Below are 11573 nucleotides of genomic sequence, written 5' to 3' on the forward strand. Positions count from 1 at the left end.
TCCCACCCGGTCGATGGCGCCAGTCTCAGCCGAGTGGGACGATTCCGGTGTAAGCCCCCAAAGGGGATCTCCCTGAAGGGAGGGCGCCATGTCCGCCTTCCATGAAGAGATCGACGTCGACCGCACTCCCGAAGACGTCTGGGCGTACGTCATCGATCCCTCGCATCTGCCCGAGTGGCAGCTGAGCGCGGTCTCCGCGGAACAGCTCGACGAGGGGCCTCTCCACCCCGGTTCCCGGGTCCGCGTCACCCGCCGGGTCGGGCGCCGTGAGATGCCGATGACCATGGAGTTCACCGAGTACGACCCGCCGCACAGCTGGGGCCTGCGCGGTATCGACGGCCCGGTCAGGGGCCACTTCCACGGGGCGGTGGAGCCGCTCGACGACGGCCGGCGGTCCCGCGTGACGATGGACCTCGACTTCGACGGCCACGGCATCGGCAAAGTCCTTCTGCCACTCCTCGTCCGCCCCCAGGTCCGCAAGGAACTGCCGCGCAACGAGCAGTTGCTGAAGGACAGGCTGGAGCATACGGCGACCACGTAGGGCCTCCGGGGTCAGGCACCCATCAGGGGCGCAGACGTCGTCAGGAGACGCAGACGTCCTCAGCAGGCCCAGACGCAGCCCGTGACGCGCGGCGTGAACGGAGGCCGCGGGAAGCGGAAGGCGCCGGATCCGAAGGCGTCGTCGGCCCGGCGCTGGATTTCCGCTGCGTCGATGCCGATCGAGGTCGGCCCGCCCTTCGCCGCCCGCTCGCCGACGTTATCCACGTAACCCCAGGTCAGGCAGGCCGCGGGGTCGCCGCCAAGCCGTCCGCGGTGGTGGAGGGTGGGTCAGCGGGGGCCGTCGACGCCCGCCCTCGCAGTCGCGGCCGCAGGGCACACGAATGGATCTGCGACACTGGTTGAGCTATGCCTAAGCCCGGAGAACTCACTTTCGTCGCCCCCCGCGGAGCCAAGAAGCCGCCGCGGCACCTTGCCGACCTCACGCCTGCCGAGCGCAAGGAAGCGGTGGCCGAGATCGGCGAGAAGCCGTTTCGTGCCAAGCAGCTCTCGCAGCACTACTTCGCGCGGTTCGCGCACGACCCGGCGGAGTGGACCGACATTCCGGCCGGCTCGCGCGGGAAGCTCCAGGAGGTGCTGCTTCCCGAGCTGATGACCGTCGTACGGCATCTGTCGACGGACGAGGGGACGACCCGCAAGACGCTGTGGCGGCTGTTCGACGGGACGCTCGTCGAGTCGGTGCTGATGCGGTATCCCGACCGGGTGACCATGTGCATCAGTTCGCAGGCCGGGTGCGGGATGAACTGCCCGTTCTGTGCGACCGGGCAGGCGGGGCTGGACCGGAATCTGTCCACCGCGGAGATCGTCCATCAGATCGTGGACGGGATGCGGGCGCTGCGGGACGGGGAGGTCCCCGGTGGGACTGCGCGGCTGTCCAACATCGTCTTCATGGGCATGGGCGAGCCCCTCGCCAACTACAAGCGGGTCGTCGGTGCCGTCCGGGCGCTCACCGACCCCGCCCCCGACGGGCTCGGGTTGTCGCAGCGCGGCATCACCGTGTCGACCGTCGGGCTCGTCCCGGCGATCCACCGGTTCGCCGACGAGGGCTTCAAGTGCCGGCTCGCCATCTCGCTGCACGCCCCCGACGACGAACTGCGCGACACCCTCGTCCCCGTCAACACCCGGTGGAAGGTACGCGAGGTCCTCGACGCCGGGTTCGACTACGTCGAGAAGAGCGGGCGACGGCTGAGCATCGAGTACGCGCTCATCCGCGACATCAACGACCAGGCCTGGCGTGGTGACCGGCTCGGGCGGCTGCTCAAGGGCAAGCCCGTGCATGTCAACCTCATCCCGCTGAACCCGACGCCGGGTTCGAAGTGGACGGCCTCGCGGCCCGAGGACGAGAAGGCGTTCGTCGAGGCCATCGCGGCGCACGGCGTGCCGGTGACCGTCCGGGACACCCGGGGCCAGGAGATCGACGGAGCCTGCGGCCAGCTCGCTGCCACCGAGCGGTGACCGGGTAACCTGACCCGTACGTACATCTTCATATTCCGACAGGGGAGCGCCACAGCGCTGAGAGTGCGGCAACCGGGCCGCAGACCCTCTGAACCTTGCCCAGGTCATTCTGGGTAGGAAGTTCGGTCTTCACTCGAGCTGTTGCGCCCTGCCCGGGAGCCGGCGGATCTTTCCGACGGTCCCGGGCAGGGCCGCGTCTCTTCCTGGTCAGCCAGGAGGAATCCAGTGCACACCAAGACGTTCGTGGTCGCCGCGGTCGGCCTCGGCCTGATCACGCTGTCCGCGTGCGGGTCGTCGTCCGGCAGCGGGGGCTCGGCGGACTCCAAGTCCGTCACCCTCGTCAGCCACGACTCGTGGGCCGTCTCCAAGAGCGTCCTCGCCGACTTCGAGAAGCAGTCCGGTTACAAGGTCCACGTCCTCAAGGACGGTGACGCGGGGCAGGCCGTCAACAAGGCCATCCTCACCAAGGACAACCCGCAGGGCGACGTCTTCTTCGGCGTCGACAACACCCTGCTGTCGCGGGCGCTCGACAACGGCCTCTTCCAGCCGTACGAGGCGAAAGGCGCGGGACAGATCCGGGCGCAGTACCGGGTCGACCAGGACAAGCACCGTGTCACGCCCATCGACTCCGGCGACATCTGCGTCAACTACGACAAGGCGTACTTCAGCAAGCACAAGCTGGCCCCGCCGCGGTCGTTCGACGACCTGGTCAAGCCCGCGTACAAGAACCTCCTCGTCACCGAGAACGCCTCCACCTCCTCGCCCGGCCTCGGTTTCCTGCTCGGCACCGCGGCCAAGTACGGAGATGCCGGCTGGCAGGGCTACTGGAAGAAGCTCAAGGCGAACGGCGTCAAGGTCGTCGACGGCTGGGAGCAGGCGTACACCGAGGAGTTCTCCGGGTCCGCGGGCGGCAAGAAGGCCAAGGCCGACCGGCCGCTCGTCGTGTCGTACGCCTCCTCGCCGCCCGCCGAGGTCGTCTACGCCCGCCCGAAGCCCAAGGCCGCGCCGACCGGAGTGTCGTACGGCACCTGCTTCCGGCAGATCGAGTACGCGGGGCTGCTCAGCAACGCCAGGAACAGCAAGGGCGGGAAGGCGTTCCTCGACTTCCTGCTCACCAAGGAGTTCCAGGAGGACATGCCGCTCAACATGTTCGTCTACCCGGTGCGCGAGGGTGCCCAGGTGCCGCCCGAGTTCGTGAAGTTCGGGCCGCAGGCCGAGGACCCCGAGACCATGGCCCCGACCAGGATCGCCGCCAGCCGTGACCAGTGGGTCAAGTCGTGGACGTCACTCGTACTGAAGTAGCGCCGCGCAGGCGCCAGAGCGCGGCGCGGCTCGGGCTCATGGCCGTGCCGGTCGCGTTCTTCGCCCTGTTCTTCGCCTGGCCCGTCGCCGCGATCGTGGCGCGCGGGCTCAAGGTCGACGGGTCCTGGCGGTTCGGCAGGATCGCGGACGTCGTCGCGCAGTCCGACATCCGGCACGTGCTGTGGTTCACCACCTGGCAGGCGCTCGCCTCCACCGCGCTCACGCTGCTGATCGCGCTCCCCGGCGCGTACGTCTTCGCGCGCTTCGACTTCCCCGGCAAGCAGGTCCTGCGGGCCGTTGTCACCGTCCCCTTCGTGCTGCCGACGGTCGTCGTCGGTACGGCGTTCCTGGCGCTCGTCGGACGCGGGGGACTCCTCGACGAGCTGTGGGGTGTACGGCTGGACACCACCGTCTGGGCCATCCTGCTCGCGCACGTCTTCTTCAACTACGCCGTCGTCGTACGGACCGTCGGCGGCCTGTGGGGGCAGCTCGACCCGCGTCAGGAGGAGGCGGCGCGGATGCTGGGCGCCTCGCCCTTCAAGGCCTGGCGCAGGGTCACGCTGCCCGCTCTCGCGCCCGCAGTCGCCGCCGCCGCGCTCATGGTCTTCCTCTTCACCTTCACCTCCTTCGGTGTGGTGCAGATCCTGGGCGGGCCGACCTTCTCCACGCTGGAGGTGGAGATCTACCGGCAGACATCCGAGATCTTCGACCTGTCCACGGCCGCCGTACTCACGATCGTCCAATTCGTGGCGGTGGGCGCGATCCTCGCCGTGCACGCCCGGACCGTACGCCGGCGGGAGACCGCGCTGCGGCTGGTGGACGCGAACACCACGGCCCGGCGGCCGCGTGGGGCCGGGCAGTGGGCGTTGCTGGCCGCTGTCCTCGGCACCATCGCCGTCCTGCTCGTGCTGCCGCTCGCCGTCCTGGTGCAACGGTCGCTGGGCGCACCCGGCTTCGGCTACTACCGGGCGCTCACGAGCGAGGACGGCGGAACCTTCCTCGTCCCGCCGATCCAGGCGATCGGCAACTCCCTCCAGTACGCCCTCGCCGCCACCGCCATCGCCGTGGTGATCGGCGCTCTCGCCGCCGCGGCCCTCACCCGCAGGGACGCGGGCCGGCTGGTCCGCGGCTTCGACGCGCTGCTGATGCTGCCGCTCGGCGTCTCCGCGGTGACCGTCGGCTTCGGTTTCCTGATCGCCCTCGACGAGCCTCCGCTGGACCTGCGCCAGTCCTGGATCCTGGTGCCGCTCGCGCAGGCGCTGGTGGGCGTCCCCTTCGTCGTACGGACCATGCTGCCCGTGCTGCGGGCCGTGGACGCGCGGCTGCGGGAGGCCGCGGCCGTGCTCGGGGCGTCGCCGTGGCGGGTGTGGCGGGAGGTCGATCTGCCGATGGTGCGGCGGGCGCTGCTGGTCGCGGCCGGGTTCGCGTTCGCGGTGTCGCTGGGGGAGTTCGGGGCGACCGTGTTCATCGCGCGGCCCGACAACCCGACGCTGCCGGTCGCCGTGGCGCGTCTGCTCGGCCGGCCCGGCGATCTCAACTACGGCCGGGCGATGGCCCTTTCGACGATTCTGATGGTGGTGTGCGCGGTGGCGCTGCTGGTGCTTGAGCGGCTCCGTACCGACCGGACCGGGGAGTTCTAGATGCTGCTGAGCCTGGAAGAGGCGACCGTGCGGTTCGGGGGGCGGGCCGTGCTCGACGCCGTCGGCCTCGGTGTCGCCGAGCACGAGATCGTGTGCGTGCTCGGCCCCAGCGGCAGTGGCAAGTCGACGCTGCTGCGGGCGGTGGCCGGGCTGCAGCCCCTCGGTGGTGGGCGGGTGCTGCTCGACGGACGGGACCAGTCGGATGTGCCCGCGCACAAGCGTGGGGTGGGTCTGATGTTCCAGGACCATCAGCTGTTCCCGCAGCGGGACGTGGGCGGGAACGTCGCCTTCGGGCTGCGGATGCGCGGGGCGTCACGTCCTCAACAAGGAGAGCGCGTACGGGAGTTGCTGGAACTCGTCGGTCTCCCGGGCGCCGCCCGCCGGGCCGTCGCCTCGCTCTCCGGCGGTGAGCAGCAGCGCGTCGCGCTGGCCCGTGCGCTCGCGCCCCGCCCCCGGCTGCTGATGCTGGACGAGCCGCTCGGTCAGCTCGACCGCTCGCTGCGGGAGCGGCTGGTCGTCGAACTCAGGGAACTCTTCGGCCGGTTGGGCACCACGGTCCTCGCCGTGACACACGACCAGGGCGAGGCCTTCGCGCTCGCCGACCGGGTCGTGGTGATGCGGGACGGACGGATCGCCCAGTCCGGTACGCCACTTGAGGTGTGGCAGCGACCGGCGGACGAGTTCGTGGCCCGGTTCCTCGGATTCGACAACGTGGTCGAGGGGATGGTGAGCGGTGAGGCCGCGGACACCCCTTGGGGCAAGCTGCCGGTGACCGAGGGCGCCCCGCAGGGGACGCGCACCCTCCTCGTACGCCCCGCCGGTGTGCGTCTGGTCCCCGCCGACGAGGGCCTGCGCTGCACGGTGGCCGCACGCACCTTCAAGGGCACCCACGTCGCCGTACAGCTGCAGCCCGAGGACGTGCCGAGGCTGGAGGCGGCGGTGGCGCTGCGGGAGGCGCCGGAGGTGGGGGAGGCGGTCGGGGTGGAGTTCGATGCCGCCGAAATCGTGGTGCTCGGCTGAGGACACCGATCGTAGGGTGATCGGCATGACGCTACTTGCACATGATCGCTACTGCGACGAGATCGCCCACCAGGTCGAGCAGTTGAGGGCGGTGGTGACGAGCGGTGCCGATCTGTCCGCGACCGTCCCGACCTGTCCGGACTGGACCCTGGAACAGCTCAACCTGCACATGGGCGGAGTCCTGCGCTGGGCCGGGACGCTGGTGCGCAAACGAGCCGAGGAGAACGTCCCCGACGAGGAGATCCCGCGGGGCGACGGCCCCGAGACCCCGGGGGACGCCGAAGCCCTCGACGCCTGGCTGGCGGAGGCCGGGGAGCTGGCGGTGGGGGCGATGCGCGAGGCCGGGCCCGACGCGAAGGTGTGGGCCTGGTCCGGGATCCACACGTCCGGCTTCTGGGCGCGACGTATGGCGCACGAGATCACCGTCCATCGAGCGGACGCCACACTGGCCGCCGGGCTGCCGTACGAGGTCGCGCCCGAGGTGGCCGCCGACACGATCGACGAGTGGCTGCAGATCGTGGAATGGTCCCAGCGGGCGGAGCCGGACGAGGCTGCTTGGCGGGAGCTGCGCGGCCCCGGTCGCAGCATCCATCTCCATGCCACCGACGCCGCCCCCGAGCTGAACGCCGAGTGGGTCGTCGAGCTCACCGAGGACGGCGTCTCCTGGCACCGCGGCCACGAGAAGGCGGACGTCGCCCTGCGCGGCCCCCTCACTCCACTGCTCCTCGCCTTCTACGGACGACTCCCGCTGGACAGCCCCGAGTTGGAGATCCTCGGCGACCGGGAGCTGCTGGAGTTCTGGCTGGAGCGAGCGAGCTTCTGAACGACTGAGGCCCGCCCCCCGGGGATACGGGGGCGGGCCACAACGATGTCCTGCGAGAGGCGTCAGCGGCTGCTGTTCGCCCCACGACGGCGCATACCGAAGAAGACGGCGCCGCCGCCGACCACGACCAGCGCGCCCGCGACACCGGCGATCAGGCCGGTGTTGGAGTTCGCACCGGTCTCGGCGAGGTTCGAGTCACCGGCCGCCGGGGACGGCGCGTTGCTCGGGGTGCCGGCCGGAGCGGTGGTGCTCTCGGAGGCCGACGGGGTCGGAGTCGGGGACTCCTCGGCCGGCGTGGACTCCGACGGCGACGGGGTCGCGGGCGGCGTCGACTCGTCCTTGGAGCAGCCCTCGGAGGGGGTCGTCAGGTTCGGCGTGATGTCCTTGTCGACGATCTTGCGATCGCCCTTGCCGGCCGAGACGTGGACGCGGTACTCGGCGTTCGGCTTCCAGTCCTCGGAGAAGGTGACGACCGTGCCTTCGCGCGAGCCGGTCACCTCCTGCTCGCCGACCTTCTGCACGTCGGCGCCGTTGCTCTCGAGGAACACGGTGACCGTTGCCGGGGTGCCGGAGGCGTCCTGGTCGGTGACCGAGATGACGCCCTTGCTGCTGTCGCACTTGGCTTCGGCGGAGAACTCACTGATGTTGCAGGCGAGTGCACTGCCCGCGGCGCTCAGCGCGAGCGCGGAGGAGGCGGCGGCAACGCCCAGGATCTGCACGGAACGACGTGCGGTACGGCGAGTTATGGACACGTTTGCCCTTCACGGGATGCGCGACTGCGGGGGGTTTACGGCGGGAAGCGAGGCGACAGTCGAGGTGAAGCCTCACGTACCCCATGAGACTCACAGGTTTATAAGCGTTCCATAAGGAGTGTCAATGCAAAGGCGGGCCTGGGCCGTTGGCTTTGCACTCTTATTAACCAGCAAGACGTTTCAACGCCTCCGGAGCCTCCTCGATCCGGTCAACGAGGGCGATACGGGACTCCATCGAACGTTCCCGGGCGAGTGCCCGCAAGAGTGGCCAGGCCGGCAGCCGCTCCGTCCAGTGCGCGCGGTCGACGAGCACCATGGGCGTCGGTTCGCCGCGCGACTCGTAGTAGTTGGGCGTCGCGTTGTCGAAGATCTCCTGTACGGTGCCGGCGGCGCCCGGCAGGAAGACCACGCCCGCGTTCGAGCGCGCCAGCAGGCCGTCCTCGCGGGTGGCGTTGGCGAAGTACTTGGCGATGTGCGAGGCGAAGGGGTTCGGCGGCTCGTGGCCGTAGAACCAGGTGGGGATGCCGATCGAATGGTTGCCCTTCGGCCAGCGGGTGCGCACCTCGAAGGCGCACCGCGCCCACTCGCTGACCGACGGCGCGAACGACGGGGCCTTCGCCAGGAGTTCGCAGGCCTCGTCGAGCATGGCGTCGTCGTAGGGCGCCGCGTACGCGCCCAGGTTCGCCGCCTCCATCGCCCCCGGGCCGCCACCCGTCGCCACCGTGAACCCGCCGCGGCTCAGCTCCCGGCCCAGGCGCGCCGCACCGGCGTACGCCTGCGTCCCGCGCGCCATCGCGTGACCGCCCATGACGCCCACCACCCGTGCGCCCCGCAGGAGTTCGTCGAGGGCGTCGGAGACCGAGTCGTCGTGGACGGCGCGCAGCATCGACGCGTATATGTCGCCGTCGGCCTTCGTCCGCTGGAACCAGGCGTAGGCGAGCGCGTCCGGGGTCTGCTCGTACCCCTTGTCGAGCGAGGCGAACAGGTCGTCCGGCGTGTAGAGATGGCCGCGGTAGGGGTCGAACGGCAGGTTCGGGACCGGCGGGAAGACCAGGGCGCCGTCGGCGCGGACCTTCGCCGCCGCGTCCTCGCGCATCGGGCAGCCGAGGAAGACGGCCTCGTCGGTGGCGGTGGTGAGCAACTCCCGCGTACGGTCCGTCAGATCGACGCCCTGCACGCGGTAGCCGGAGAGGGTGCCGCGGGCCGAGACGGTCGCGTCGAAGTCCTCGACCGTCTCGATCTCGCGTTCGTCGTGGTGGGCCGCATGGGCCGGGCTCGTCTGCACGGGCCCATGCTAGAGATCTCGGGGGTCAGCTCTGGACCACCGCCGGATCCATCCACATGACCTCCCAGCCGTGGCCGTCGAGGTCGTTGAAGGAACGGCCGTACATGAAGCCCTGGTCCTGGACGTCGTCGTTGGCGGTGCCGCCCGCCGCGACCGCCTTGTCCACCAGTTCGTCGACCTTCTCGCGGCTCTCGGCGCTCAGACACAGCAGCACCTGGCTGGCCTTCGTGGCGTCCACGATCTCCTTGTCGGTGAAGGTGGCGTAGAACGGCTTGGTGAGCAGCATCGCGAAGATGGTGTCGCTGATCACGACGGAGGCCGCCTTCTCGTCGCTGAACTGCGCGTTGAGCGTGTAGCCGAGCTCCGTGTAGAACTTCTTCGACGCGTCGAGGTCGTTCACGGGCAGGTTCACGAAGATCATCTGCTGGTACATGGCTGGAGGCTCCCGTCGAGTGTGTGTCGTTCGGTGCGGTAGACCGGCGGTCGGCGCACAACTCATCGGCGCCCGGGAATTTCTTTCCTACGGGTTCTCAGCGGGCAAGTGGAAGGGCCGCCAGCTCCGCCACGATCAGGGTCAGCGGGCCGAACAGGGCGAGCAGCGTGCCCGCCCGGAGGGCGGCGGCACTGCGCAGCATCGTGGCGGGGGCACCCAGGCGCAACAGGGCGGCCGTGGTGTCGGCGCGGGCGTGCTTGGCCTCCATGGCGGCGATGAGCAGCGTGGCGACGGTGCAGCCGGTGACGAGAAACGTGCCGACGGTGGTGAGCGGGCCGAGGGAGGGCGAACTGGTCTCGTACAGCGCCGTCATGGCGAACGCGCCGGAGGCGGCCGCGCAGACGACACCGAGAGGGCGCCCGATGCGGGTGGCCTCCTCCATCAGGACGCGGCCGGCGAGCAGCCGCAGGGCGCCGGGGCGGGCCGCCTGCAGGAGACGGCCGCAGAGGTGGGTCAGGCCGGGCCCCGCGAGAGCCAGGCCGAGGGCGGTGAGGGCCCAGCCGGCGACGACCGCGGGGGTGCCTGAGGTGAGGCCGCCGGGGAGGGCGAGCCCGGGTACGGCCGAGGTACGGCCCGCGTAGGCCTGCACGGCCAGACCGACGGTGAGTACGGAGATCCCCCAGGGCAGGCCCGCCGGGGCGCTGTGGGGCGCCGGGGGCTGGGTGGGGTCGGGGTCGGACGCGGCGGTGACGGGGGCCGGCTCCGAAGAGGCGGCGTGGCCTCCGGACGCCCGTGCGGCGGCGGGACGGCGCCCCGTGCCCCGCCGGTGGGCGCCGAAGCGGCCGTACGCCCCGAAGGTCTCCCGTGCCACCGACCGGCCGAACGCCCCGAACCGGCCGTATCCGCGCGCTGCCGTCCGTGCCGCGGCCGGCCTGGTGACCCGCGGGGCCAGGACGAACGCCACCGTCACCGAGGAGATCGCCGGGACGAGCGCCAGCAGGGTCAGGGCCGCCGGGAAGGGCAACGGCTGGTCGGCGGCGAGGAAGGCGGAGGCCGCGCCGTCGAAGGGCAGGCCCATGAGGTCGCCGCGGAGCTGGAGGAAGAGCAGGAGTGCCAGCAGCGAGCCCAGCGTGCAGGACAGGGCCGTGGTCGTGGCCGAGATCGTCATCAGACGGGCCGGGCCCAGGCCGATGGACGAGAGGCCGGGGCGGGGTTTCGTGGCCGGGTCGGTGCGAGCCACCGCCACCGCGAGGTGCACGGTGGCGGCCAGCGGGGTCAGGCACCAGGCCAGACGCAGGGCCGAGCCGACGGGGTTCTCCGCGTGGCTCATGGCGTAGCCGAGGGCGCACAGCAGGAGGAAGCCCGTGCCGGCCGACGCCAGCGCCACCAGGACGCGGCGCAGCCGTACGGCCGGGTGGGCGCCGCGGGTCAGACGGAGAGCGAGCACGCGGCCCGGCCCTCCGCCTCGGCGACCGGGGGCAGATGGACCGTGTTCACGCGCCTGCCGTCCAGCAGCGACACCGTGCGGTCGGCGAGGGCCGCGGTCTCCGCGTCATGGGTGGCCAGGACGACCGTGATGCCGTGCGAGCGGGCCGCCGTGGTGAGCGTGCGCAGCACGTGGGCGCGGTCGGCGCGGTGCAGGGGCGCCGTGGGCTCGTCCGCGAACAGGACCGTGGGGGATGGGGCGAGGGCCCGGGCGATCGACACGCGCTGCCGCTCGGCCTGCTTCAGTTCGTGCGGGCGCCGACGGGACTTGTCGCCGACGTCGAGGCGCTCCAGCCACTCCAGGGCGGCCGTCTTGGCGCGACGGCGGCTGGTGCCGCGCAGCATCAGGGGGAGGGCGGCGTTCTCCCAGACGTTCAGCTCGGGTACGAGCACGGGCGCCGGGTCGATCCAGCCGAACCGGTCGCGGCGCAGACGCTCACGGGTCAGGGGGCCCATGGTGTGGACCGGCGCGCTGTTGAACCAGACCTCGCCGCGCTGGGCCGACAGCAGGCCGGACAGGCAGCGCAGCAGCGTCGTCTTGCCGCTGCCCCGGGGGCCGCTGACGGCGAGGATCTCGCCCTCCTTGACGCCGATCGAGACGCCGCTGAGCGCGGGCGAGCCGTCCCTGTGCTGGAAGTGCAGGGCTCGTGCCCAGAGCACGTCGTTGTCCGGCGGGGCCACCATCCGCGTACACCTCGGTTCAGATCCGTTTTTGCCGTGCCACATCCCCCGTGCGGGGGAACGAAGACAGGGCCGATCGGTCACTCGGCACGCTAGGCAGTTCAGGTGGGGATGCCGGACAGCACACGGCCCCGGGCCC

The 11573-nt window shown here is 71.1% G+C and carries 12 protein-coding genes; 6 read left to right on the forward strand and 6 right to left on the reverse strand.

Features of this window, described 5'->3' with window-relative positions; all coding sequences use genetic code 11:
• Positions 1-88: 88 nt before the first annotated feature.
• Positions 89-541, forward strand: coding sequence for an SRPBCC family protein (locus ACYUED_RS31820; RefSeq protein WP_491287665.1), 453 nt, complete (start codon positions 89-91; stop codon positions 539-541).
• Between the two features lie 59 nt (positions 542-600).
• On the opposite strand, the gene ACYUED_RS31825 is transcribed toward ACYUED_RS31820, so the two are convergent.
• Entirely contained in the window at positions 601-765 is a 165-nt protein-coding gene (locus ACYUED_RS31825; RefSeq protein ID WP_491287668.1) for a hypothetical protein, read from the reverse strand.
• Positions 766-906: 141 nt separating this feature from the next.
• Here ACYUED_RS31825 and rlmN point away from each other — a divergent pair, with 141 nt between their 5' ends.
• The 5 genes from rlmN (at position 907) to ACYUED_RS31850 (ending at position 6798) form a co-directional block, all read left to right on the forward strand.
• A complete protein-coding gene (rlmN, locus tag ACYUED_RS31830) occupies positions 907-2013 on the forward strand; it encodes a dual-specificity RNA methyltransferase RlmN (protein WP_491287671.1) in 1107 nt (368 codons plus the stop codon).
• A 225-nt stretch (positions 2014-2238) separates the two neighbouring features.
• Entirely contained in the window at positions 2239-3315 is a 1077-nt protein-coding gene (locus ACYUED_RS31835; protein ID WP_491287673.1) for a thiamine ABC transporter substrate-binding protein, read from the forward strand.
• A gap of 38 nt (positions 3316-3353) precedes the next feature.
• Positions 3354-4955, forward strand: a complete 1602-nt coding sequence (locus tag ACYUED_RS31840) for an ABC transporter permease (RefSeq protein ID WP_491287675.1) — start codon at positions 3354-3356, stop codon at positions 4953-4955.
• Positions 4956-5975, forward strand: coding sequence for an ABC transporter ATP-binding protein (locus ACYUED_RS31845; RefSeq protein WP_491287678.1), 1020 nt, complete (start codon positions 4956-4958; stop codon positions 5973-5975).
• A 25-nt stretch (positions 5976-6000) separates the two neighbouring features.
• The gene (locus tag ACYUED_RS31850) at positions 6001-6798 is read left to right on the forward strand and encodes a maleylpyruvate isomerase family mycothiol-dependent enzyme (RefSeq protein ID WP_491287680.1); all 798 of its coding nucleotides are present in this window, start codon (positions 6001-6003) and stop codon (positions 6796-6798) included.
• 62 nt (positions 6799-6860) lie between these two features.
• Here ACYUED_RS31850 and ACYUED_RS31855 read toward each other — a convergent pair whose 3' ends face one another.
• The 5 genes from ACYUED_RS31855 to ACYUED_RS31875 all read right to left on the reverse strand — a co-directional run bounded on the left by ACYUED_RS31855 (position 6861) and on the right by ACYUED_RS31875 (position 11437).
• Positions 6861-7550, reverse strand: coding sequence for an LAETG motif-containing sortase-dependent surface protein (locus ACYUED_RS31855; protein ID WP_491287682.1), 690 nt, complete (start codon positions 7548-7550; stop codon positions 6861-6863).
• A 163-nt stretch (positions 7551-7713) separates the two neighbouring features.
• Positions 7714-8835: an LOG family protein gene (locus tag ACYUED_RS31860; protein WP_491287684.1), complete on the reverse strand. Its 1122-nt coding sequence runs from the start codon at positions 8833-8835 to the stop codon at positions 7714-7716.
• A 25-nt stretch (positions 8836-8860) separates the two neighbouring features.
• The gene (locus ACYUED_RS31865; protein WP_491287686.1) at positions 8861-9268 is read right to left on the reverse strand and encodes a VOC family protein; all 408 of its coding nucleotides are present in this window, start codon (positions 9266-9268) and stop codon (positions 8861-8863) included.
• Positions 9269-9365: 97 nt separating this feature from the next.
• Positions 9366-10715 (reverse strand): hypothetical protein, encoded by a 1350-nt coding sequence (locus ACYUED_RS31870; protein WP_491287688.1) that lies wholly within the window; start codon positions 10713-10715, stop codon positions 9366-9368.
• The gene (locus tag ACYUED_RS31875; RefSeq protein WP_491287690.1) at positions 10697-11437 is read right to left on the reverse strand and encodes an ABC transporter ATP-binding protein; all 741 of its coding nucleotides are present in this window, start codon (positions 11435-11437) and stop codon (positions 10697-10699) included. The genes ACYUED_RS31870 and ACYUED_RS31875 overlap by 19 nt, the downstream gene beginning before the upstream one ends.
• Positions 11438-11573: the final 136 nt, after the last annotated feature.

This window comes from Streptomyces sp. DF42, assembly GCF_058267695.1.

Coding starts and splice junctions, on each gene's coding strand:
- ACYUED_RS31820 (WP_491287665.1), top strand. CDS start 89: ATGTCCGCCTTCCATGAAGAGATCGACGTCGACCGCACTCCCGAAGAC.
- rlmN (WP_491287671.1), top strand. CDS start 907: ATGCCTAAGCCCGGAGAACTCACTTTCGTCGCCCCCCGCGGAGCCAAG.
- ACYUED_RS31840 (WP_491287675.1), top strand. CDS start 3,354: ATGGCCGTGCCGGTCGCGTTCTTCGCCCTGTTCTTCGCCTGGCCCGTC.
- ACYUED_RS31845 (WP_491287678.1), top strand. CDS start 4,956: ATGCTGCTGAGCCTGGAAGAGGCGACCGTGCGGTTCGGGGGGCGGGCC.
- ACYUED_RS31850 (WP_491287680.1), top strand. CDS start 6,001: ATGACGCTACTTGCACATGATCGCTACTGCGACGAGATCGCCCACCAG.
- ACYUED_RS31865 (WP_491287686.1), bottom strand. CDS start 9,268: ATGTACCAGCAGATGATCTTCGTGAACCTGCCCGTGAACGACCTCGAC.
- ACYUED_RS31875 (WP_491287690.1), bottom strand. CDS start 11,437: ATGGTGGCCCCGCCGGACAACGACGTGCTCTGGGCACGAGCCCTGCAC.